General features: G+C 70.8%; 25 protein-coding genes. 12 read left to right on the top strand and 13 right to left on the bottom strand.

The genetic code is table 11. The features are described 5' to 3' along the window. Positions 1–16: 16 nt before the first annotated feature. The gene (locus ABD798_RS23495; protein ID WP_344878397.1) at positions 17–844 is read left to right on the top strand and encodes an LLM class flavin-dependent oxidoreductase; all 828 of its coding nucleotides are present in this window, start codon (positions 17–19) and stop codon (positions 842–844) included. After that, the gene (locus ABD798_RS23490; protein WP_344878394.1) at positions 841–1,704 is read left to right on the top strand and encodes an alpha/beta fold hydrolase; all 864 of its coding nucleotides are present in this window, start codon (positions 841–843) and stop codon (positions 1,702–1,704) included. The genes ABD798_RS23495 and ABD798_RS23490 overlap by 4 nt, the downstream gene beginning before the upstream one ends. On the opposite strand, the gene ABD798_RS23485 is transcribed toward ABD798_RS23490, so the two are convergent. Then, the gene (locus ABD798_RS23485) at positions 1,705–2,685 is read right to left on the bottom strand and encodes a penicillin-insensitive murein endopeptidase (protein WP_344878391.1); all 981 of its coding nucleotides are present in this window, start codon (positions 2,683–2,685) and stop codon (positions 1,705–1,707) included. It abuts the gene before it with no gap. Positions 2,686–2,873: 188 nt separating this feature from the next. On the opposite strand from ABD798_RS23485, the gene ABD798_RS23480 reads away from it, so the two are divergent. Then, positions 2,874–3,389 carry a hypothetical protein gene (locus ABD798_RS23480; protein WP_344878388.1) on the top strand — a complete coding sequence of 172 codons (516 nt, stop codon included), beginning with the start codon at positions 2,874–2,876 and terminating at the stop codon, positions 3,387–3,389. A gap of 168 nt (positions 3,390–3,557) precedes the next feature. On the opposite strand, the gene ABD798_RS23475 is transcribed toward ABD798_RS23480, so the two are convergent. After that, positions 3,558–4,025, bottom strand: coding sequence for a MarR family winged helix-turn-helix transcriptional regulator (locus tag ABD798_RS23475; RefSeq protein WP_344878385.1), 468 nt, complete (start codon positions 4,023–4,025; stop codon positions 3,558–3,560). Positions 4,026–4,191: 166 nt separating this feature from the next. Between ABD798_RS23475 and ABD798_RS23470 the strand changes: the two genes are divergently transcribed. Next, positions 4,192–5,295 (top strand): PP2C family protein-serine/threonine phosphatase, encoded by a 1,104-nt coding sequence (locus tag ABD798_RS23470; RefSeq protein WP_344878382.1) that lies wholly within the window; start codon positions 4,192–4,194, stop codon positions 5,293–5,295. Between the two features lie 71 nt (positions 5,296–5,366). On the opposite strand, the gene ABD798_RS23465 is transcribed toward ABD798_RS23470, so the two are convergent. From ABD798_RS23465 to ABD798_RS23440, 6 genes are read right to left on the bottom strand one after another with little or no spacing between them, the layout of a single operon-like run. After that, positions 5,367–5,762 carry an ATP-binding protein gene (locus tag ABD798_RS23465; RefSeq protein WP_344878379.1) on the bottom strand — a complete coding sequence of 132 codons (396 nt, stop codon included), beginning with the start codon at positions 5,760–5,762 and terminating at the stop codon, positions 5,367–5,369. A gap of 4 nt (positions 5,763–5,766) precedes the next feature. Then, a complete protein-coding gene (locus ABD798_RS23460; RefSeq protein WP_344878376.1) occupies positions 5,767–7,290 on the bottom strand; it encodes a PP2C family protein-serine/threonine phosphatase in 1,524 nt (507 codons plus the stop codon). After that, a complete protein-coding gene (locus ABD798_RS23455; RefSeq protein ID WP_344878374.1) occupies positions 7,287–8,285 on the bottom strand; it encodes an ATP-binding protein in 999 nt (332 codons plus the stop codon). The genes ABD798_RS23460 and ABD798_RS23455 overlap by 4 nt, the downstream gene beginning before the upstream one ends. Continuing rightward, the gene (locus ABD798_RS23450) at positions 8,282–8,701 is read right to left on the bottom strand and encodes an anti-sigma regulatory factor (protein ID WP_344878371.1); all 420 of its coding nucleotides are present in this window, start codon (positions 8,699–8,701) and stop codon (positions 8,282–8,284) included. Before ABD798_RS23450 ends, ABD798_RS23455 begins: the two co-directional genes overlap by 4 nt. After that, positions 8,698–9,075, bottom strand: a complete 378-nt coding sequence (locus ABD798_RS23445; RefSeq protein ID WP_344878368.1) for an STAS domain-containing protein — start codon at positions 9,073–9,075, stop codon at positions 8,698–8,700. Before ABD798_RS23445 ends, ABD798_RS23450 begins: the two co-directional genes overlap by 4 nt. Further along, positions 9,072–9,935: an STAS domain-containing protein gene (locus ABD798_RS23440; RefSeq protein ID WP_344878365.1), complete on the bottom strand. Its 864-nt coding sequence runs from the start codon at positions 9,933–9,935 to the stop codon at positions 9,072–9,074. The genes ABD798_RS23445 and ABD798_RS23440 overlap by 4 nt, the downstream gene beginning before the upstream one ends. Positions 9,936–10,104: 169 nt before the next feature. On the opposite strand from ABD798_RS23440, the gene ABD798_RS23435 reads away from it, so the two are divergent. The 4 genes from ABD798_RS23435 (at position 10,105) to ABD798_RS23420 (ending at position 13,312) form a co-directional block, all read left to right on the top strand. Further along, positions 10,105–10,476: an STAS domain-containing protein gene (locus tag ABD798_RS23435; protein ID WP_344878362.1), complete on the top strand. Its 372-nt coding sequence runs from the start codon at positions 10,105–10,107 to the stop codon at positions 10,474–10,476. 123 nt (positions 10,477–10,599) lie between these two features. Next, positions 10,600–11,535, top strand: coding sequence for an NAD-dependent epimerase/dehydratase family protein (locus ABD798_RS23430; protein WP_344878359.1), 936 nt, complete (start codon positions 10,600–10,602; stop codon positions 11,533–11,535). Positions 11,536–11,632: 97 nt separating this feature from the next. Beyond that, on the top strand, positions 11,633–12,199 hold the full coding sequence (locus ABD798_RS23425) for a YceI family protein (protein WP_344878356.1): 567 nt from the start codon (positions 11,633–11,635) through the stop codon (positions 12,197–12,199). Between the two features lie 306 nt (positions 12,200–12,505). After that, positions 12,506–13,312, top strand: a complete 807-nt coding sequence (locus ABD798_RS23420; RefSeq protein WP_344878353.1) for an MBL fold metallo-hydrolase — start codon at positions 12,506–12,508, stop codon at positions 13,310–13,312. Positions 13,313–13,426: 114 nt separating this feature from the next. Here ABD798_RS23420 and ABD798_RS23415 read toward each other — a convergent pair whose 3' ends face one another. Both ABD798_RS23415 and ABD798_RS23410 read right to left on the bottom strand, forming a co-directional pair. Continuing rightward, entirely contained in the window at positions 13,427–14,962 is a 1,536-nt protein-coding gene (locus ABD798_RS23415; protein ID WP_344878350.1) for an LCP family protein, read from the bottom strand. Positions 14,963–15,181: 219 nt separating this feature from the next. Next, the gene (locus ABD798_RS23410; protein ID WP_344878347.1) at positions 15,182–15,646 is read right to left on the bottom strand and encodes an SRPBCC family protein; all 465 of its coding nucleotides are present in this window, start codon (positions 15,644–15,646) and stop codon (positions 15,182–15,184) included. A gap of 45 nt (positions 15,647–15,691) precedes the next feature. On the opposite strand from ABD798_RS23410, the gene ABD798_RS23405 reads away from it, so the two are divergent. Continuing rightward, positions 15,692–16,240, top strand: coding sequence for a TetR/AcrR family transcriptional regulator (locus tag ABD798_RS23405; protein ID WP_344878344.1), 549 nt, complete (start codon positions 15,692–15,694; stop codon positions 16,238–16,240). A gap of 51 nt (positions 16,241–16,291) precedes the next feature. Beyond that, entirely contained in the window at positions 16,292–18,163 is a 1,872-nt protein-coding gene (locus ABD798_RS23400; protein WP_344878341.1) for a glycoside hydrolase family 5 protein, read from the top strand. On the opposite strand, the gene ABD798_RS23395 is transcribed toward ABD798_RS23400, so the two are convergent. Then, positions 18,160–18,753 carry an NADPH-dependent FMN reductase gene (locus ABD798_RS23395; protein ID WP_344878338.1) on the bottom strand — a complete coding sequence of 198 codons (594 nt, stop codon included), beginning with the start codon at positions 18,751–18,753 and terminating at the stop codon, positions 18,160–18,162. The two genes, ABD798_RS23400 and ABD798_RS23395, sit on opposite strands and share 4 nt — an antisense overlap. A 124-nt stretch (positions 18,754–18,877) precedes the next feature. Here ABD798_RS23395 and ABD798_RS23390 point away from each other — a divergent pair, with 124 nt between their 5' ends. Together ABD798_RS23390 and ABD798_RS23385 are read left to right on the top strand one after the other, a co-directional pair. Next, the gene (locus tag ABD798_RS23390; RefSeq protein WP_344878335.1) at positions 18,878–19,516 is read left to right on the top strand and encodes a TetR/AcrR family transcriptional regulator; all 639 of its coding nucleotides are present in this window, start codon (positions 18,878–18,880) and stop codon (positions 19,514–19,516) included. Positions 19,517–19,940: 424 nt separating this feature from the next. Then, on the top strand, positions 19,941–20,708 hold the full coding sequence (locus ABD798_RS23385) for an enoyl-CoA hydratase/isomerase family protein (protein ID WP_344878332.1): 768 nt from the start codon (positions 19,941–19,943) through the stop codon (positions 20,706–20,708). A gap of 6 nt (positions 20,709–20,714) precedes the next feature. Here the strand turns inward: ABD798_RS23385 and ABD798_RS23380 are convergent, their stop codons facing one another. Further along, a complete protein-coding gene (locus ABD798_RS23380) occupies positions 20,715–21,869 on the bottom strand; it encodes a hypothetical protein (RefSeq protein WP_344878330.1) in 1,155 nt (384 codons plus the stop codon). A 128-nt stretch (positions 21,870–21,997) separates the two neighbouring features. Beyond that, on the bottom strand, positions 21,998–22,363 hold the full coding sequence (locus tag ABD798_RS23375) for a MerR family transcriptional regulator (protein WP_344878327.1): 366 nt from the start codon (positions 22,361–22,363) through the stop codon (positions 21,998–22,000). Positions 22,364–22,397 lie beyond the last annotated feature (34 nt).

Raw genomic sequence — 22,397 nt, 5'->3', positions numbered from 1 at the left:
CCATAGCGTTTCTCGCATGACCACTGCGAAATGCGCGCTCTGGCTGCCCCTCTTCGACGAGCTGGCCGACCCGCTGCTGATCGCCCGCCTCGCCGCCGAGGCCGAGGAGGCGGGCTGGTCCGGGCTGTTCGTCTGGGACCACATCCGCTGGCGCGAGCCGGTGCGCGAGACGGCCGATCCGTGGATCACCCTCGCCGCCGTCGCCACGGCCACCGAAAGGCTGCGCTTCGGGCCGATGGTCTCGGCGATCGCGCGGCGCAGGCCCACGAAGCTGGCCAGGGAGACGGTGACGCTGGACCGGCTCGGCAACGGGCGGCTCACCCTCGGCGTCGGCCTGGGCAGCGACCGGTTCGCCGGGGAGTTCTCCCGCACCGGAGAGGAGACCGACGACCGCGTGCGCGCCCGCAAGCTCGACGAGGCTCTGGAGATCCTGGCCGCCGCGTGGTCCGGCGAGACCGTGCACCACCACGGCGAGCACTACACCGTCGACGGCATCCAGTTCCTGCCGACGCCGGTGCGGCCGACGGGCATCCCGGTGTGGGCTGCGGGTTTCCCGGGCAAGATCCGGCCGATGCGCAGGGCGGCCCGCCTCGACGGGTTCTTCCCGGTCAACCTGACATCGCCCGAGGAGTTCGCCGAGGCGGTGAGCCAGGTCAGCGACCTGCGCGCCGGGGACGGCCAGCCCTACGACTACGTGGCGGAGGTCGAGCCCGGCGCCGACATCTCGGCCTACGTTCGGGCGGGGGCGACCTGGTGTCTCACCGCGTTCGACCCGCACTCGGTCACCGCCGACGAGGTCCGCGGCGTGCTTCGCGACGGCCCGGCGATCAAGGCAACACCATGAGCAGCGATCCCACGAACAGCAAGGAGAAGACGATGGAGAAGCTCATCGACGCGAACGGCGTGCAGCTGTGCGTGGAGACCTTCGGTGACGCGACCCACCCGGCGATCCTGCTGATCCATGGGGCGGGTGCGTCGATGCTCGGGTGGGAGAGCGACCTCTGCTCGGCGATCGCCGGGCACGGCCGGTTCGTGGTCCGCTACGACAACCGCGACACCGGCCGCTCGGTCAGCTACCCGCCCGGCAAGCCCGGGTACTCCTTGTCGGACATGACCCGCGACGCCGTCGGAGTCCTTGACGCGCTGGGGATCGAGCGCGCGCACGTGGTGGGCAGATCGATGGCCGGGGCGATCGCGCTGACCCTTGGTGTTGATCACCCGGACCGGGTGGCGTCGCTGACCTTCGTGACCACCAGCACCGGCGAAGACGACCTACCTCCGATGTCCGAGGAGTTCCTCGCGCACACCCCGGAGAACCCGGACCCGACCGACACCGCTGCTGTGGTCGAGTTCGTCACCGATCTGCTCAAGGCGTACTCGGGTGGCTCGCCCTACTTCGACGAGCACGCGACGCGCGCGCTCGTCGAAGAGGACGTGGCTCGGACGAACAACATCGCCTCCGCGCTGACCAACCACTTCCTCATCGACTTCGACGGCCCGACCTCAGGCGGCTTCGGGGACATCGCCGTGCCCGCGCTCGTCGTGCACGGCGAGCTCGACCCCGTCTTCCCGTTGCCCCACGGCGAAGCGCTGCGCGATGCGATCCCCGGCGCGGAACTGCTGGTCCTGCAAGGGGCAGGGCACGAGGTCCCCAGGCAGCTGTGGGGCACGTTCGTGTCAGCGCTCGTCGCGCACACCCGTTAGCTAACAGGTGTAGAGGCTGCTGGGGTGGGTCTTCGCGCAGTAGCGCACGTGCAGGTGGTTGGAGTGGTTGACCAGCGGCTGCGTCAGACCTTCCCTGATCAGCACGGGGTCGTTGAACCAGACCACCTTCACGTGGCCGGGCGCCGCCGCCTTGATCGCCTTCACGAGCTGCCGGGTCGCGGCGCGGTCGTAGGTCGAGGACTCCCAGGTGATCCGCCCGGCCGAGCACTGCTTGCTGTCGGTGCGGATCGGCCAGATGTCGACGTCCATGCCGACGCGGTGGCTGGAGTGGCCGTTGATCGCGCCGCCGTGCTCGAAGCTGACGTCGCCGAGCGGGATCTTGCCCTGGTTGGTGGAGGCGAAGCCGCGCGCGGCCGCTTCGAGCTGGGCGATGGTGCTCGCGGTGCCCCAGTTCGCGGTGCCGTTGCCGTCGGGGTCCTTGTCGCACAACCCGGCGGCGAAGTCCGGGTAGTCGAAGTGCCACACCAGGTTCTCCCAGGTGATGGGTCCCGCGACGCCGTCGGCGCCGATGCCCGCGTGCGACTGGAAGCTGGTCACGGCCTGCTTCGTCGCGGCGTCGAAGGTGCCGGTGACCTTCAGCGAGAGCTTGCGCTTGGCGTTGAGCTGCGCCTGCAACGCGGAAACGGCCTCGCCGGTGTCGCCCTCGCGCACCTGCACCGCCAGCGCGGCCCAGGTCTTCGGCCCGACGATGCCGTCGACGGGCAGGGACTTGGTCTGCTGGAAGGCTTTGACGGCGGTCGCGGTGTCCGCGCTGAACACCCCGTCGACCGCGGTGGCCTGCCCGTGCTGGCGCAGCAGGTGCTGCACGGCGGCGACGTCCGCGCCCCGGTTGCCCACGCTCTGGGTGTGCTGGAAGGCCCCCGAGTACGCCAGCGCCGAGGGGGTCGCCACGCCCAGCGCGAGCACCGCCGCAGCGCCGACAGCCAGGCTCCTGACCAGGGTTGACGTGCACTTCAACATGAACGGTCTCCGTCCCCGGGGAATTTGTTAAGACTTTTTCCCATGGGGTCCGCAGTGCGGCAATCCGCCACCTGGACCACCCGGACGAGTGAACGGATTCGAGTCCTTGAGCGCCTCGGTGATTACATGGCCGCGCGGTTCGGGGAGCCATGCGCGGCGGTGTGCCGCGCCCTGCCCAGGAGTCCCTTTTGTCCGACAGTTCCCCCCGGAAGACCGCCGCGGAACACGAATCTCCCTCACTTGAGGGCTCGGCGGCACGCGCCCGCCTTCCGTTCCCGGTCTGGTCGCTCGCCCTGGCGACCTCGGCGGCCGTCGCCGTCGTGCTCGGCGTCCTGCTGACCGACCAGCTCACCTCCACCGGAACCCCCGGCAGGAACGGCGACGGCGCGTCACGCCCCGGCGAGGGCGGCGCGGACCAGCACTACGAGACCAACCCCGACGGCAGGCCGATGGAGTACCAGCCCGGCCGCACCTCGATCACCCTCGTCCCGACCACCACGGTGATCAACGGGAGCACCCTGGTCACGCCGAGCCCGTCGCCGATCCAGCTGCCCTCGATCGTCGTGCCCACGGTGCTGATCCCGCTGCCGAGCCAGGACGACCCGCCGACCACGACCACCCCGGCCCAGCCCGCCACCACCACGCGGACGACGACCGCGACCACTCCGGCGAACACCACCGTCGCGGTCCCGCCGAGCCGCTGAGCCGGTGAGCGGGACACGCCGAGGGAGTACTCGACCTACTACTTGCACAAGGGCAACGGTCGCTCGCTAGAATTCTTGCCCTAGGGCAAACATCTTCTGGAGGCTGGCGGCATGTCGAGGCTTCACGGGTCTGGGCACTCCTCGGCGCCGGCCGTTCTCCCCGCAGCGCTAGCCGGTCTCCCCGCTGCGCAGTCCCGCGCGCACCGACGCCACCCGGAAGGCGTCCAGTCCGGCCAGCAACGCCTCCCTGGCCTGCGGGTTCATCGCCTCCAGCACCCTGGCCAGCTCCTCGCGCCTGGTCAGCCGCAGCTCCTCCAGCAGGCGCTGGCCGTCCTTGGTCAGCCGCAGCGACACCTCACGGCGGTCGGTGGAGCCCGTGGTGCGCGCGAGCAGACCGGCGGCCTGCAGCCGGTCGCACAGCCGGCTCGCCGAGGACGGGATCGCGCCCAGCTCCTCCGCCAGGCCGCCGAGGGTGAGCGCGCCGTGCTGCTCCACCACCAGCAGCGCGCGCAGCTGGGACGGCGAGACCTTCGGGTGCAGGCGCTCCGAACTGCGGCCCCAGACGATCACCAGGGCCTCCGCGGCTGCCTCCACTGCGGCCGCGATGTCGGCCGATTGGTGGTTGGTGTGCCGCACCAGCGCCATACTCCACTCTGATCTGACGAGAAGCGTCGACATTTCCGCCCCTGTTCCGGGGCATCCACTAGAACAACGGCCCCGGGCTGGGCCATCCGTTCCGCGCCCGGCGCTCCAGGAGGACCTGTTGCACCCGACCCATCGGCTGACTGACGCCGAGCGTGCCATGACGAGCGCGCCCGCGCACAGCCTCGGCGACGCCGTGCGGGACATTCTCCACACCCGCTACGGGGCCGAGGAAGCCGAGGTGTTGCTTGCCGACTACCGGTCCCGCTCGCTGGAGCCCGTGCTGCACCCGGGAACGGGCGGGCACGCCGTCCCCTCCTCCCCCGCCGGGACCGCGTTTGCCCAGCAGAGGGCCGTGGTCGACGGGGACTTCCACCACCTGCCGATCAGCGTCAGGGGCGACCAGCTCGGCGTGCTCCGGCTGCGCTGGTCGGGGACACCACCGGGGGACCTCGCGGAGCTGGCCGAGCTGGCCGATCGGATCGGGCAGGCGCTGATCGTCGCGGAGGTCGTCACCGACCGCTTCCGCAGGGCCCGCCGCACCGAACGGCTCACCCTCGCCGCGGAGATGCAGTGGGACCTGCTGCCCGGCCGCGGCCTCGACCAGGCGGAGTTCAGCCTCGCCGGTCAGCTGGAGCCCGCGTACGCGGTGCGCGGGGACAACTTCGACTGGAGCTCCGACGAGGAGCACCTGACCATCGCGGTCACCAACGGCATGGGCGAGAGCGTCGACGCGGCGCTGCTGACCAGCCTGGCCATCCACGCGCTGCGCAACGCCCGCCGCGCCGGTGTCGAGCTGGCCGACCAGGCGGCGCTGGCGGACCAGGCGATCTGGGCGCAGCACGGCGGCAAGCAGCACGTGTCCACGCTGCTGCTGCAGATCGAGCTGGCCACCGGGCGGCTCGCGGTGATCGACGCGGGTTCTCCGCAGATCTGGCGCCTGCGCGGCGACGAGGTGCTGGACATGCGGTTGGAGCCGCAGCTGCCGCTGGGCATGTTCGACAGCACCCACTACCTGGAGCAGCGCTTCGAGCTGGTGCCCGGCGACCGCCTGGTGATCATCAGCGACGGCGTCTACGAGGCGCGCTCCGGCGAGCGCAGCTACGGCGACGAGCAGCTGCCCCTCCTGCTGGCAGGCACCAGGGAGCTGTCAGCGGCCGAGACGGTCCGCGCACTCCTCGCCGACCTCGGCCGCTTCGGCGGAGAGGCCGACCCCGAGGACGACGCCGTGGCGGTCTGCCTCGACTGGCGCGGCCGCCCCTGACCGCACCGCGCTCCCGTTCCGCGCGCCCCGGAACGCACAGCTCAAACGCCAACGGGACAGGCTCTGGTACGTCAGGGGGTCATGGTGGCCCAGACGACCTTGCCGTCGAGGCGGTGCTCGATCCCCCAGCCGGTGCTCAGCGCGCCGATGATGACCAGGCCCCGGTGCCGCTCGTCGGTCGGGCCGGTGCTGCGCAGGCGGGGCAGCTCGGCGCCGCTGTCGCCGGTCTCCATCCGGATGCCTGCTCCAACCCTGCTCAGGCCGAACCACACCTGCCCCTCACCGTGCTCGACGGCGTTGGCCACCAACTCGTTCGCGACCAGCACCGCGTCCCGCACGAGCTCCTCCGGCATCTCCCAACCGCCGAGCACCCGCGTCACGAGGGCCCGGACCGCCGCGCAGGCCCCGGGATCGCGCTGCAACGGGACGACGGTCCGCGTGGACTCCGAACTCGCTGCCTCTTGCACGCACTCACTCCGCATCAGGGTTCTCAGATGCCACTCGCTCGCACAGGAGAAGGCACATGTCGTCCTCGTGCCGACTGTCCGTCAACAGGTCGGCGAGCATCGACCGGACCAACGGCTCCCCCTGGATACCGGGATCGGCAGCAAACGCACCGGTCAAACGTCTCAAACCGGTATCGATGTCGTAGTGCCGTCGTTCGACCAGGCCGTCGGTGTAGAGCAGCAGGCCTCCGCCGGGCTCGACGACCGTGGCGTGCTCGGGCACTTCCAGGCTGGTCATGGGCAGTCCGAGCAGCGGAGCCTGCCGCTCGGTGAGCAGTCGCGCGGCGCCGTCCGGAGAGCGCAGCGCCATCGGCAGGTGCCCGGCGCCCGCCCAGCGCAGCACTCCGGTCTCCGGGTCGAGTTCGGCCAGCACGGCGGTCGCGAGGAGGTCGGTGTCCTGCGTCCGCATCAGCTTGTGCACCAGGCCGAGCGTGGTGGCGGGCCCGTGCCCCTCGATCGCGTAGGCGCGCAACGCCTTCTGCAGCTGGCCCATCATCAGCGCGGCGTCGATGCCGTGCCCCGTGACGTCGCCGACGGTCAGCACGAGCCGCCCGTCGGGCTGGGTGAACGCGTCGAACCAGTCGCCGCCGACGTTGATGCCGCGAGTCGCGGGGCGGTAGCGCGCGCAGACCCGCATGCCCGGCGGGTGCGGCAGCGCGGGAAGCATCGCCCGCTGCAAGGTCTCCGCGAGGTCGCGCTCCCGCTCGTACTCGCGGGCGTTGCGCATGGCCACGGCCGCGCGGCTGGCCACGTGGTTGCCCAGCTCGCGCTCGTCCTCGTCGTAGTCGGGTTGCGGCCGCCGCAGTTCGAGCACGCCGAGGCTCTGGGTGCCGACCAGGAACGGCAGCACGAGCGTGCCCTCGCCGCTCTGCGTGCGGTGGGTCCGCGCGGCCGCGATCACGCGCTGCGAGGGCATGCGCGGGATCTCGTCCTCGGTCGTGGCGGCGCAGGACAGGACCTCCTCGACGGGCACCCACGCGGTGGCCGTCTCGGCGAAGCCCGCGCGCACCAGGTGCTGCACCAGCCGTTGCAGCACCTCGTCCTCGGCGAGCGAGGTGACCAGCATCCGGCTGATCTCGTCGAGGAAGGTCAGCCTGCGCCGCTGCTGCTCCAGCTCCGCGTGCAGGGCGAGCAGGCCCGCGTTGGTCTGCTGCAGCTCGGTCTGGTGCCAGCCGAGCACCTTGCGCTGCTCGGAGATCACCCGCAGCAGCGGGACCAGCAGCGCGTCCTCGCCCAGCCGCTCCGGCTCCTCGCCGAGCACCGGCAGCGGTGTCCCCTCGGGGAGGTCCTCCACCGCGATCCGCACCGTGCCGCCCCCGGCGCCGAGCAGCGCGCGCAGCTCCCGCGAGGTCGCCACGAGCAGCTCGGCCCGGTTCACGTCGTCGACGGGCAGCTGGAGGACCACGCGCAGCACCAGCTCGCGCAGCCGCGCCGCGTCGGCCTCGTTCCCGACCTCGCGCGTGACCAGCTCGGTTCTGCGCGGGCTCATCGGCCGCCGCCGTTCCCGGCGAGCACGAGCACCCCCGCGTCGTCCCGCAGACGGTTGGCCTGCCACAGGATCAGCGCGCTCAGCAGCAGCGGGTCGGCCGCGCGCACGCCGGGCCAGTCGGCCAGCGACCACCGCTGGCTGATCCCGTCGGTGTTCATGATCACCATGGTCTCCGCCGTCCACTCCCGCACCGTCTCCACAGGCCGGTGGCGCTGGCTCCGGTGGCCGACTATCCCGGGCGAGGACACCAGCTGGACGCCGTGCTCCGCCCCGGGTTCGTGCACCTTCACCACGATATTGCCCACCCCGGCGAAGTGGAGCATCTCGGCTTCGCGGTCGATCCGCACGACCGCCGCGGCAGCGCCCCTGGTCTGCGCGATCCGCTCGCGCATCAGCTCCAGCACGTCCAGCGGTCGCACGAACGGGGACTCGTCGACCACCCTCAGCGCGCTCGCCGCGGCCGCCTCGGCCGCTTCTCCGTGGCCGGAGCCGTCGACCAGCACGGCCGTCACCCGCCGACCGTCGTCGACAACGCGCCAGCCGTCACCGCAGGCCGACTCCCCCGGCGCGGGGAGCACGAGACCGGCAGCGCCGGGCTCGGCACCGCCTTCGAGCCAGCGCGCGAGCACCGCGGCTCCCTTGCCGCGCAAGGAGTACAGGTCGAAGAAGTCCGCCGAGCGACGGATCGCACCCATGCCGGTCCCCATGCTGCCCGCCGTGGAGAACCCGTCGGCGAGGCAGCGCTTCGGGTCCCGCATGCCCGGTCCTCGGTCCACCGTGACCAGGTCGAGCCGCCCCGGCGCGTGCCGGGCGAGCAGCATGCCGTCGACGGCGTGCTTGACCAGGTTGCTGGCCAGCTCGCTGGCCGCGAGCGCGACCTGGCCGACCGCGTCCTCCGACAGCCCGGCTCGCTTGGCCGCCTCGACCGCGAGCGCACGAGCCCGGCCCACGTGACTGGGCTCGTGCACCCGCATGTCCAGCCGGCGTTCGCTCACCTGCGGACCCGCGTGTGGAAGCACACGGTGACGACCGTGCCCTCACCCGGCTTCGAGTCGATCTCGAACTCGCTGGCCAGCCTGCGCGTGCCACCGAGACCGAGCCCCAGTCCGCCCGCCGTGGTGTAGCCGTCGGTCAACGCCAGCTCCAGGTCCTCGATACCGGGTCCCGAATCGGCGAAGCGCAGCACGATCGTGCGCAGCTTGTCCTCCTCGGTGGAGCGCACCTCGACCTCGCCGCCCCCGCCGTGCAGCAGGGTGTTGCGGGCCAGCTCGCTCGCGGCCGTCACCAGCTTCGTCTGCTCGACCAGCGACAGCTCGGCCGCCGCCCCGTGCTCGCGGACCAGCTGCCGGACCCCGACGATGTCGCCCTCGGACCTGATCGGCATGGTGTCCGCCGCCAGGAGTCGGCTCATCGCGCCTCCCCGGACACGTCGAGCCTGCGGATGCCGAGCTGGCGCAGCCCGGCCTCGACGTTGAGCGCGGTGCGCAGCCCGTGCAGCGACAGGCCCAGCTCCACCAGGGTGATCGCGACGGCGGGCCGCATGCCGACCACGACGGTGCGCGCGGCCAGCACGGAGGTGGTCGCGGCGATGTCGTGCAGCACGCGGCCCAGGAAGGAGTCGACGATCTCCAGCGCGGAGATGTCGATGATCACGCCCCGGACGCCCTCGTCGGCGACCTTCTCCGCGAGCTCGCGCTGGAACCGCAGCGCCAGCTCGTCGTGCAGCTCGATCTGGATGCTGACCAGCAGGACGTCGCCGATCCGCAGCAGCGGCAGCGCGTTCACCGGCCGACCGATCCGCTCGGGGCGCTGACCTGGTAGCCGATCTTGGTGAGCGCGTAGCCCAGCGCGTCCGCGAGACCGGCGCGGGTGGTGACCTCCTCCAGGTCGATCCCCAGCTGCACCATGGTCTGCGCGATCTGCGGGCGGATGCCGCTGATGATGCACTCCGCGCCCATCATCCTGGCCGCCATCACGGTCTTCAGCAGGTGCTGGGCCACCATGGTGTCGACCATGGAGACGCCGGTGATGTCCAGGATCGCCACCTCGGCGCTCTGGTCCACGATGGCCTGCAACAGGCTCTCCATCGCGATCTGGCTGCGCGCGCTGTCCAGCGTGCCGATCAGCGGGACCGCCAGGATGCCGCGCCACAGCCGGATCACCGGGGTGGACAGCTCCAGCAGTTGCTCCTGCTGCTGCTGGATCAGCTCGGCGCCGCTGGCGACGGCGATCTCCATCACCGCGACCCGCAGCGTGCCGAGCGCGTCGACCAGCAGCGCGGTCTCCTCGACGCCGCGCTGGCCGCCGACGGACTTCCAGAGCCGCATGACCGGGCGCTTGAGCTTGCCGACCTCCACCGCGATCTCGCTGGCGGTGTCGCCGAGCCGGGTGCGCCTGCCCGCCAGCTCCATGAACAGTCCGCGCAGCGCGTTGAAGGGGCTTGCGGCAGGATCGTCCCCGTCCCCGGTGCGCACGGCCTCGGCGAGCGCGTGGACCACGGCGCCGCAGTCCCGCTCGATCTGCGCGGTGTCGGAGTCGCCGGAGTCGAAGAAGGGCAGCTGCCGCCACGAGCCGATGACCTCGGACTCGTGCTCCAGGAGGAAGGAAGCGACCTCTGCTCCGGAATGGCGCTGCTGTTCACCCATGGACTTCCTGCCTCACTGCCTGCGACGGGTATGTTTGTCTCGCGGCAAACATATTCGGAGTGGCACTTCGGGGTTCAACTCGGCCCCGGCTGGACACATCTGTAGAAAACTGCCGGGCACTGGTCCCTGGCAGCGGCACGGCCGACGACGACCTCAGCGGGAGTTCAGGATGACGAGCAACAACCCCACGCAGCCGGTGAGCGACGCTGCCGAGGCCGGTATCGGCAGCTCCGTGCACGGCGAGGTCGAGGGCACCGCCGGGCGGATCAAGCTGGTCGGTGAGATCGACTACGCGGGGGCTCCCCAGCTGGACGCCGAGGTCGCGCGCCTGCTCGCGGCGGGTGCCACCCGGCTCACCGTGGACTTCTCCGGCGTCTCCTTCTTCGACTCCGCCTGCCTCAGCGCTCTGGTGCGGGCGCGTGAGTCGGCCAAGGAGGCGGGGGGCGAACTGGAGCTGACGCACCTGAGCAAGTACGCCCTGCGCATCCTGGAGATCGCGGGCGTGACCTCGCTGTTCACCGTGACCAACAGCCCGGCCTGAGATCGCCTCCACGCGTCGCGGTTTTCCCCGGCGACGGGTGGTTCCAAACCGCCCGTCGCCGTACGGGCATACTCCTCGGCGGCGCTGTCGGGAGCGTCACAGCGGTGGATGTGCGGGGATGTCATGCGGATTCTGGTCACGGGGGCGAGCGGGTACCTGGGCCGCGTCGCGGTGCGGATGCTCGACGCCGAGGGCCACGAGGTCGTCGGCCTCGTGCACCGGCACCAGCCGCGCGGTTTCTCCAGGGTGGAGTGGCGACGGGGTGACCTGCTGGACTTCCACTCCCTGGTGCTGGCGACCTCCGACGTCGACGCCGTGGTGCACCTGGCCGGGCTGACCAGGGTCCGCGAGGCCTTCGCGCACCCGACCAGGTACTACCGGGTCAACGTCGCCGGCACGCTGAACCTGATGGAGGCGCTGGCGATCTCCGGCGGGGACGCCCCGCCCGCGCGCCTGGTCTTCGCCTCCACCGGCAGCGTCTACGGCGTGCCCAAGCGGCAGCCGATCGACGAGGACGCCCCACCGGACCCGCGCAACCCCTACGCCGCCTCCAAGCTGGCCGCCGAGCAGGCCATCGCCTGGCAGTGCGCGACCGGCCAGCTCGGCGCGGTCAGCCTGCGGATCTTCAACATCGCCGGAGCGGTCGGCGAGACCGGGGACCCCGACGGCTCGCGGATCATCCCCAGGGTCGCCGCGGTCGCGGCCGGGAGGGCCCGCAGGGTCGACGTCTACGGCGACGGCTCGGCGATCAGGGACTTCGTGCACGTCAACGACGTGGCGCGGGCGGTGCTGCTGGCGCTGGAGGCGTGCGAGACGGGCACCCACCGGGTGTTCAACGTCGGTGCCACCCCGGCCAGCGTGTCCTCGATCCTGGAGACCGCGCGCAAGCTCACCGGCCGCAAGCTCGCGGTCGCGCACCACCCGGCGCACCCGGGCGAGGCGCCCAAGCTGATGGCCGACAACGGCAGGCTGCGCGGCAAGCTGGGCTGGCAGCCGAGGAGCTCCTCGCTGGAGCAGCTGGTCGCCGACCAGTGCAGGACCGAGCTCAGATCGGTCTGAGATCGGCCTGAGATCGGCCTGACCGCCCTTGCGCGCGGCGGCCCCCGTTCGCCAAGATCCCCCCTTTCGGGTGATCGACAACGGAAGGGCGGGGCGGATGACGACACCTGCGGTCGCGGGTTATCGCAGCGGGTTCTGGTCCATCGACCAGGAGCACTCCAGCGTCCTGTTCACCGCCAGGCACATGGCCGTCGGCAAGGTGCACGGCCGCTTCCGGCGCTTCGTCGGCAAGGTCTTCACCGGCGAGACCGTCGAGCAGTCCGCGGTGCGCGCGATCATCGACGCGACCTCGCTGGACACCGGGAGCGTCAAGCGGGACCGCAGCCTCGCCTCCTCGGAGTTCCTGGAGTCGCAGACCTACCCGACGATGGAGTTCCGCTCCTCGGCCGTGCACGCCTACGACACCGACTTCCTGGTCGACGGCGAGCTGGCGATGCACGGGCACACCAAGCCGGTGCGGCTGAAGCTGACCTTCAACGGGATCATCGACGACCCGTACAGCGGCGTGACCCGGGCGGGGTTCAGCGCGCACACCACGATCCGGCGGCGCGAGTTCGGGCTGAGCTTCGACGCGCGCCTGCCCGGCGGAGGACAGCTGGTCAGCGACCAGATCACCATCACGCTGGACATCGAGGCCACCCTCGACGCGCCCGAGCCGGGCTGAAGTTACCCAGACAGAAAGTAGTCATCCGCTCGCTTCACGTCACGGGCAGGACTCGACGGCGTCACCCCTGCAGGGCACCCCAGTCGAGATCCGTTCCAGAGGTGAGCGATGTACGCCACTGATCACGTCGGTACCTGTTCGAAGTGCGACGGCGAGGTCGTCCGGTACAACGGCCGGCTCGTCTGCACCCAGTGCGGCGCCCAGTACTGAGCCAGTCCTGAGCGCACCCCCTGCGGTCGCCCCGTTCCGCTCGCGGGACGGGGCGACCCGCTCTCTAGCTAGACCGTTCGTTATATATTCGAGCCCATGCGCGTCCACCACCTGAACTGCGGCAGCCTGGCCCCGCCCCTGCGCAGGCTGGTCAACGGCGACGGCGGGCTCTTCGACCGCGCCGAACTGGTCTGCCACTGCCTGCTGATCGAGACCGGAGCCGGGCTCGTGCTGGTCGACACCGGCGTCGGTTCCCGCCCCGGCGACACCACCGCCGAGTTCCGGCGGTTCATGCGGCCGTCGATGCGGCGCTCCGAGACCGCCGTGGAGCAGGTGCGCGCGCTCGGCTTCGCCCCGGAGGACGTCCGGCACGTCGTGCTGACCCACCTCGACTACGACCACGCGGGCGGGCTGCGCGACTTCCCGTGGGCGAAGGTGCACGTGCACGCCGACGAGCTGGCCGCGGTCAGCGGCAAGCTCAGCCTCCCGGAGCGCCGCCGCTACCTGACCGAGCAGTGGGCGCACGGCCCGGACTGGGCGACCTACCGCGCCGACGGCGAGCGCTGGTTCGGCTTCGACGCGGTCCGGGCGCTCGACGGCCTGAGCGAGGACGTCCTGCTCGTCCCGCTCGCCGGGCACACCAGGGGCCACAGCGCCGTCGCGATCCGCGACGGCTCACGGTGGCTGTTGCACGCCGGGGACGCCTACTTCTACCGGGGCGAGGTCGACCCGAAGCACCCGCACTGCACTCCCGGCCTCAAGTACTTCCAGTACGCGGTGGGGACCGACCACGCCAGGCGCCGGGCCAACCGCGACCGGCTCCGGGAGCTGGCCGCCAACCACGGCTCCGAGATCGAGATCTTCAGCTCCCACGACCCCGAGGAACTGCGTCGCTACCGGTGAGGGTCCCGGGGTTGGGGTGTCTTCAAGACCACCGAACCCCCTGTCGATCATCGTCAACCACATCACACCCCGATACGGCCGAGGCGAACTCCCGCACCACGACCGCTGTCCGGCTCAGGCGGCGCAGGCGTCGTCGAGCGAGGTCGCCGGGGCCGAGGACGGGTTCACCGAACCGCTGGGCTTGCCGGTGGTGGTCTTGCCGCCGGGCCTCGTGGTGGTGGTCGGCGGGACCGTGGTCGTGGTGGTGCCGGGAACCGGCGCGGCGTGCGGGTTCGGCGGCGGGCTGATCGCGGCCTGCACGACCTGCTTCATGAACGCGTAGTCCGGGCGCGCGGTGTCGAACTTGCCGTCCCGAGCCCTCGGGTTGGGCAGGTTCGGGTCGAAGGAGATGCTCTCCAGCGGCTGTTCCTTGATCTTCATGGCCAGCTGGAGCAGGGCGGGCAGCACGTCCTGCGGGATGTTCGTCGCCACGTTGGCGCTGGTCGCCTCGGCGACGCTGCGGAAGTTGTTGAGGATCTTGGTCGGCGGGTTCTGCTCGACCACGTACTTGATCAGGCAGCGCTGGCGGCCCATCCGCGTGTAGTCGTCGGTGTTGGTGCGGGAGCGGGCGAACCACAGCGCCTGGTCACCGGTGAGGTGCTGGCGCCCGGCCTCGATGTAGCCGAAGGGCTTGACGACCTCGCCGAACGGGCCGATGCCGCCCATCGGCACCCGGTGCGGGCCGACGTTGACGTCCAGCCCGCCGAGCGCGTCGATGATCGAGGCGAAGCCCTCCATGTTGACCTGCACGTAGTAGTCCAGCTCCAGGCCGAGCATGGTGCTCACGGAGGACCACAGCAGGTTCAGCCCGGCGATCTTGCTCGGCCCGCCGGGCGGGACCGCGTCCGGGTGCTCGTTGCCGTACTTGTACATGGCGTTGAGCAGGTACTCCGAGGAGTTCGGGCTGCGCGGATCGGTGAAGCCGTTCGGGAACTGCTTGGCCAGCTTCGAGCCGGGCGGGAACAGCGCGTTCTGCGTGTTGCGCGGCAACGCGAACAGCGTGGTCCTGCCGGTCTTGGTGTCGATGCTCGCGGTCATCATCGTGTCGGTGCGGGTGCCGATCCGGTCGGCGCCCGCGTCGCTGCCGATGAGCAGCACGTTGATCCGCGGCTTGCGGAAGCCCTTCACGTCCGCCGCCTGGCCGTTGGCGCTGGCGGAGCCGGAGGGGAAGACGGTGTCCAGCAGGTTGCGGTGCGCGTCGAGGTTGTAGGCGGCGTAGCCGAACGGCGTCGCGACCGCGAGGCAGAGCACGGTGACCAGGGTCGCGCCGACCACGCGGTGCCCCGTCGCGCTGCGGCGCGGCATGGCGGCGACGTAGGCGCTCACCACGACCGTGATCCACAGCACCGCCACCAGCGCGAGCGCGCCCATGACGTAGAGCAGGAACTCCGAGGAGGCGACGTACTCCAGCACCTCGTCGGTGGAGGTGGTGAGCGCGAAGTAGACCCCCGTGCCGACCAGCAGCAGGAACAGGCCGAGGACGAAGTAGCCGACGCGGCGGCGCAGCACGAGGTGCCCGGACCCGGGCAGGACGGCGGAGAACAGGGCGAGCATCAGAGCGCCGCCCATCGTGCGCGCGCGCTTGACCTGGGACTTCGTCGGCGGCGTCACAATGGGCTCCGGTTGGTACCGGAACGCACGGTGATGTCGGCCCACTGGTGCTCCTCATTCTCCAGTCGGCCGGAAACAGGGCCGCCCCGCTGATCAACGCTACTCCGGGCCGCGTCGCGCCGGGTTGCTTTTCATACAGAAGACGCATGACGAGCAACTCAGGTTGCACCGTTGCGGCGCGTGTGCGAGCCGTTACCCTCCGCACAGTGTTTGCGCAGGTCAGCGGCCTTGGCCATCCATAGTACGGGTCCCGTTCACCGACTCTGCGGCGGCCGCGAGACCGGCCACCAGCCGGCGGATGAAACGATCAAGCATGGTATGGACCAAACGGCCCAGCAGCGGCCTCCTGGCGCCGAAGACGGAGCGCCAGCGGATCACCGTTCCGCCGTCGCGCGGCTCCAGGTCGACCTGCGCCCGGTAGTCCTGGATCGGCAGCCCCGACTCCAGCACGTAGGCGAGGCGCCGGTCCTGCTCCAGCTCGACGATCCGCTCACGGCTGCGCACCGGCCAGGTGCGGAAGACCCTGATCGCGCCGACGCCCTCGCGCTCGGTCTCCCCCGGCCGCTCCAGCTCGAAGGAGCCCAGCGGCGACCACGTCGGCCAGCCGGACCCGTCGCGGAGCAGGGCGTAGACCACGGAGGGCTCGGCGGCGGCGAAGCGCTCGACCTCGATAGTGTGAACCATGTGGTACATGTACCAAGTGGTACACCCGGGCGGCAAGGGGGCGTGATGGGCGACGCGCGGCAACGGCTGCTCGACGCGGCGGTGGAGCACTTGGCGGCGCACGGCCTGACCGATCTCAGCCTGCGCCAGCTGGCCACCGCGCTCGGCACGAGCCACCGCATGCTGATCTACCACTTCGATTCCAAAGAAGGCCTGCTCGTGGAGGTCATCCGAGCCGTGGAGCTGCGCCAGCGCGAGGCCTTCGCCGACCTCTACGCCGCCGGTTCGCCCGCCGAGGTGATCCGCGAGTTCTGGCGCCGCTTGTCCGAGCCCGCGCTGTGGCCGCACGAGCGCCTGTTCTTCGAGATCTACGGCCAAGCCCTGCAAGGCCGCCCCGGCACCACCTCCCTGCTCGACGGCGTCGTGGAGAACTGGCTGGAGCCGGGCGTACGGGCCGCCGAGCACTGGGAGCTCGATCCGGCGACCGCCCGCGCCGAAGCCCGGCTCGGCCTCGCCGTGGTGCGGGGCCTGTTGCTCGACCTGCTGGCCACCGGCGACCGGGAGGGCACCACGGCGGCGCTGGAGCGCTTCGCCGCGAACTACGAACGTGAATAAAACTCCGTTCGTCGGATGTGCGCGCTCCCACGCGGACGGGACCATCACCCCATGGCGCTGACTCGGGTCGTGGTGGCGGGGTTGCTACTGGCATCGATGACTGTTCCCGCCCCGGCGAGGGCCGCTCCGGAGGCGGTGTCGTGGACCGCGCCGTTGAGCACCGAGGGGCGCTACATCGTTGATGCGACGGGCAACCGCTTCAAGCTGAAGTCGGGGAACTGGCACGGTGCGAGCGGCACGTGGAACGGTTCCGGCGACATCGCGGACCCGGCCGCCCACCACGCGGGCGAGAAGTCCGACCAGATCCCGCTCGGCCTGGACCGCGCGCCGATGGCGGCGATGATCGAGAGCTTCCGGGGGATCGGGCTCAACAGCATCCGCCTGCCGTTCTCCAACGAGATGGTGCACGACACCCGCCCGGTGCCCGACGCTGCCGTGCGCGCGAACCCCGCGCTGCGCGGGAAGACCCCGCTCCAGGTCTACGACGCGGTGGTCGAAGCGCTGACCTCAGCGGGTTTCGCGGTGATCCTGAACAACCACACCAACACCAGCCGATGGTGTTGCGGCGTGGACGGAAACGAGAGGTGGAACACCAGCCAGGCCACCCAGAAGTGGGAAGCCGACTGGCTGCTGATGGTCAAGCGCTACCGCTCCAACGCCCGGGTCGTCGGTGCCGATCTGTACAACGAGGTCCGGCGGAACATCCTGGACGACCCGAACTGGGGGTGGGGCAACGAACACGACTGGCACGCGGCGGCGCAGCGGGCGGCCGACCGCATCCTGACCGAGGCCAACCCGGACATCCTGATCGTCATCGAGGGCATCAACTGGTTCGGCCTCCCCGTCAACGGGCTCCCGCACGGCAGGCCGACGCTGGAGCCGGTCCGGACGCTGTCGCACACCCTGGTGCGGTCGCGGAAACTGGTGTACTCGGCGCACTTCTACGGCTACACCGGCCCGAACCACAGCGGTGCCACGGGGATCGGCGAGACCAGCGATCCCCGCTACCGCGACTTCGGCCGCGAGGAGCTGTTCGCCGTCCTGGACCGGCAGGCGTTCTTCGTGGCGCAGCAGAGCGGTCAGCACTTCACCGCGCCCGTGTGGATCAGCGAGTTCGGCTCGGGCGGGCGCGAGGAGACCGACCCGAAGTCGCGCGCGTGGTTCGAGAACTTCGTGGACCACCTGGTGCGCAACGACACCGACTTCGCGTACTGGCCACTGGTGGGCTGGCACCAGGACCGGCGAGGGAACGGCTGGGCGATGCTGCACTGGGACGTTGCGGGCAACCGGATGAGCGTGGACGACGGCGACGACTGGCGTGCTCCGGCCTGGCGTCGACTCGTTGGCGCACAAGGGAGAACCGGGCCGGTGCCGCGGTCCGACGCGTGGAGCATGCTCGCGCCGGACCACGGCGATGCCGTGCGGTCGGCACGACTGCTCGGCGAGTCGGACTGGGACTCCGGCGCGCGCAAGGCCGCGTGCCCGGACGGACAGCGCCTGGTCGGACTCGCGCAGGTCGGCGGTCGCGGCCTGTGCACCGAGGCCGGGCTCGACGCGAATCCGCTTGGGCGGCAAGTGGTTCGCGATGAGCGCAACGTCGGCTCCGACTGGGCGAGCGGCTACACCAAGTTCCAGTGCCCGCCCGGGCACGTGGTGACCGGGTACGCGATGCGCGGCGCCGACATGTCCTCGGTGCTGTGCCAACGGGTTGCGCAGTCGTTGGGCGCCAACGGAAGGACGGTGTGGTTCGACCGCGGCGACAACCGTCCCGCAGGGGCGCGCGGTGGCGACTTCGCGCACGGGCGCTTCAAGGGCCAGTGCGCGGAGACGGAGTACGTCGGTGGCGTCGCGTGGACCGGGCGCGTCGCCGGCAGGGCGAAGACGCCGGACGCCCTGCTCTGCGTGGGAATCAACGGCGGCTAGGCGGCAACCTTGGAGCGCAACGGCTTCAGGGCGTTCGACCACGCGATGAGCTCGTCGAGCATGGTGGCCAGGTTCTCCGCCTGGTAGGAGCTGGCCGTCCACGCGTCCGGCTCGGTGAACAGCTCGAGGTCGGTTGCCATCGAGAAGAACACCTGCGTGCGCACGGAGGCGACCTTCACTTCGGCGAGCACCGTGCGCAGCTGCTCCACGGCGCGCATGCCCCCGTGCGCGCCGTAGCTCACGAACCCGGCGGCCTTGTCGTTCCACTCGGCGTAGAGGTAGTCGATCGCGTTCTTCAGCGCGGCGGGAAAGGAGTGGTTGTACTCGGGCGTCACGACGACGAAGCCGTCGTAGGCGCCGATCACCTCGGCCCAGCGGCGGGTGTGCTCGTTGCGGTAGTCGCCCGCGAGCGCGGGCACGGGCTCGTCCAGCAGCGGCAGCGCGTGGTCGGCGAGGTCGACCACGTCGATCTCCACCTCGCCCGCCGCCACCGAGGCGTGCGCGGCGGCCGCCCTGGCGACCCAGTCGGCCACGACCACCCCTCGGCGGCCGGGGCGGGTGCTGCCGATGAGAACTGCGATGCGGGTCATCCGATGAGCTCCTTGAGTGCGGTTCGACTCGGGCGGTTCGACACAGGAGGTAAAGTACAACGACCATGGCAATAAATACAACGCTCATTGCACTTTTGATCGGACGACGACCCCAGGAGCCGCGGTGACCAGCACGAACAGCGCCAAGGGACGACCACGCGGCGGGGCCGCCGACAAGCGCGCCGCCCTGCTCGACGGAGCGCTCACCGTCTTCGCGCGCGACGGCTACACCCGGGCGAGCATCGACACCATCGCCGAGGCCGCCGGGGTGTCCACGCGGACGATCTACAACCACTTCCAGGGCAAGGCCGAGCTGTTCGAGGCCGTCATCCAGGCGAGTTCCGCGCGCACCGCGCAGCGGCAGCTGGAGGTGATCGACCGGCACCTGCGCAAGGTCACCGACCTGGCGGCCGACCTGATCGAGTTCGGCATCGAGTGGGCAGGCCCCACGATCGGCACCGGCGAGCACTTCGCGCTGGTCCGCCAGATCAACGCCGAGGCCGCGCACATCCCGCGCACCGCGATCGAGGCGTGGCAGGAGACCGGCCCGCTGCGGGTCCGCCGCGAGCTGGCCGGGCACCTCCAGCGACTCAGCGACCAGGGCCTGCTGCGGATCACCAACGCCGACCGCGCCGCCGTCCACCTGCTCGTCCTGGTCGGCGCGTTCAACCCGTCCTTCCCCGGCGCCGAGCCCTCCGCCGAGGAGATCACCGAGATGGTGCGGACCGGCGTGCACGCCTTCTTGCACGGCTACGCGCCCTGACCTGCGAATTCACGGTTGTGCCACCGTGCTCTCCTCCCTCGCCCTGGCGGCCACCTCCGGCTCCGGCGCGAAGGGCGCCCACCCCGCACTTCCCCGGCGGACGACTGACTAGGGCCTGTCCTGCAAGTCGCAGGGTTCAGCGGTCTTCAAGACCTACACACCCCTGCCCCAGCGGTCTTCAACGACGGCAAACCTCACGAGGCTGCTGGGTTTGCGGCGGTTGGCGATGATCAACAGGGGGGTTTGGTGGTCTTGAAGACACCCCGACCCCCAGCGGCACCGTGACCGGAATACGCAGCTCAACCACTTACAGGACAGGCCCTGGACGCGAGCCTCGGCCTGCGCTGGTAGAGCACCGTCGGCGTCGCCGGGTGAGTGCCAACGCACAACCCGGCGACACCGCCTCGGCGGATACGGTGGCCGGGTGAGCGAGCACCTCCAGCTGACCGTCGACGGCGCGGTGGCGACCCTGACCATCGACCGCCCCGCCAAGCGCAACGCGATGAGCCACGCCATGTGGTCGGCGCTGCCCGGCCTGATGGATCGGGTCGAGCACGACGACGCGGTGCGTGTCCTGGTGGTCCAGGGCGGCGACCACTTCTCGGCGGGCGCGGACATCAGCGAGTTCGAGACGCTGCGCAAGGGAGCGGAAGGGGCTCGCGCGTACGGCGAGGTCGTGCACGCGGGCGAGCGCGCGATCGCCTCGCTGAGCAAGCCGGTGATCGCGGCGATCACCGGGTTCTGCGTCGGCGGGGGCTGTGAGATCGCGCTGGCGTGCGACATCCGCGTGGCCACCGAGGACGCGCGTTTCGGCATCACTCCGGCGAAGCTCGGCATCATCTACCACTTCATGTCGACCAAGCGGCTCGTCGAAGCGGTCGGCCCGGCGTGGGCGAAGCAGATCCTGTACTCCGCCGACCTGATCGACGCGGCGACCGCGCTGCGCATCGGACTGGTCAACGAGGTGCACCCCGCGGCCGAGCTCGCCGCGCGGGCCAAGGAGCTGGCCGAGGTCCTCGCCACGCGCGCCCAGGTGAGCGTGCGCGGGGCGAAGGCGGTCGTCAACGGGATCACCGACGGCCTGCACGTGGAGAACGACGAGCTGCACGCGTTGTTCGAGGCGAGCTACACCAGCCCGGAGTACGCTGAGGGCGTGCGGGCGTTCCTCGACAAGCGCCCGCCGAGGTTCTGAGCCGGACTACAGCGCGCCCGCGACGGCTTCTCCGGAACGCGTTCTGGGCACCGGCGCGGTACGCGTCCTGAGGTTCTGCACGACGTCCTCGTAGAACGCGGTGACCGCGCTCAGCACCGAGCCGACGAATCCCGCGCGCCCCGTGCCCATCGCGAAATCCTGGGAGATCCGGAACGCGCGCAACTCCCGCTGCTGCTCGACCCGCACGCTCGACGGCGCGTTCCTGATCTGCCGCTCCACCCAGTTCACCCTGGTCGTCGGCCGTCCCTCGCGGGGCACGTCCATGTCCACGTAGCAGGCGAGCCGGTCCGCGCGCAGGTCGGCGGAAACGTGCAACAGCGCGGCGCTGCCCGGAATCCGGATGGCTCCGGCCAGCGAACCGTCCTCCGCGAGCCGCTCGGCGAGGGTGCGCGTGCGCAGCAGCGGGTCGACGCTTTCCTTGCGGGACAACGCAGGAGTGGCCTCCACACCGAGCCGGAGGCTGGCGAAGCGCAACAGCTCGTCGAAGCGGGCCGCGACCTCAGTCGCCGCGTGGTCCTCCGCGCGCAACGTGCCCGCCGCGAGCGCCGCGCGTGCCGGTTCCCACGCCTCACCCATGTCGTCGAAGGTCACCGTGCCGGAGTTCGGGTGCTCCAGATATCCGATCAGCTCGCCGAGAATCCACGCGCGCTCCGAGTTGACCACCGCCCGCACCGCGACCGCCTTGCACAGCAACTGGGACCAGGAGACCTGGAGCCGCCGCGCTTCGTCCACTGTAGACAGAGGCGGGGCCGGGACAGCCGGAACTTCGTTGGAGATGGTGAGCACCGCGTCGAAACCCTGTTCCCGCGCGAGGCTCAGGCACATGCCGAGCCGGTCGGCGGGGATGACGTCCGCGCCGGTCTTCACCTCCACCAACGCGGTCCAGCGACAGGCTCCCCGAGTGACCCGGATCAGCCCGGCCGGCACGAAAACCGCGTCACCAAAACGAAAAGGCACGTCCACGAACGACTCGACGCGCCCGCACGGCGCGCCCAGCATCTCGCTGACCGCCGCGCCGAACTCCGGGACCGCCGCGAGAACGGCGAGCAGGGCGGAGGCCGACCGCCGCTGCCGCTCCTCGGCACCACCGACGCCCGAGGTCGGGATGAGCCGTGCCGCGTGCCAGGACTCCGCCGCCATGTCCCCCACCTTCTCCCCGATCAGTACCCCGCGTTTCGCCCCGACCCGAGATTCGTTAGCCCGCGCACGACTCCTCACCCGATCGGACAAACGACAGTTCGGCATTCGCACCACGTGCGGGAAGTGCGCTAGCGCTCGGCCTCCGCGGCCGCGTCGATCACTCCGTCGAGCACGTCGCGGGAGTTCACCAAGCTGTTGATCATCTGGTCGATCCGCGTGCGCTCCTCAGCGAGTTCGGTGACCAGCTTGCCGGTGGCGATCTCCGAAGGCCCACCGTCGGCATCGCGCATGCAGGGCAGCACTCGGGCGATCTTCTTGCTGTTCAGCCCGGCCGCGAACAACTCCTGGATGCGGATCACCCGGTCGACCGCGCGCTCGGCGTAGTCGCGCTGGCCGCCCGGCGTGCGCTCGGAGACGAGCAGGCCCTGCTGCTCGTAGTAGCGCAGCGACCGCTCACTGACCCCCGTGCGCCGCGCGAGCTCACCGATCTTCATCTCGGCCGTCCTCGGACTTGAACCTGACACTGAT

The sequence above is a fragment of the Allokutzneria multivorans genome, assembly GCF_039537405.1.
Lineage (GTDB): Bacteria > Actinomycetota > Actinomycetes > Mycobacteriales > Pseudonocardiaceae > Allokutzneria > Allokutzneria multivorans.
Note: the sequence above shows the minus strand (reverse complement) of the source record. Positions and strands in the feature narration are given on the sequence as shown.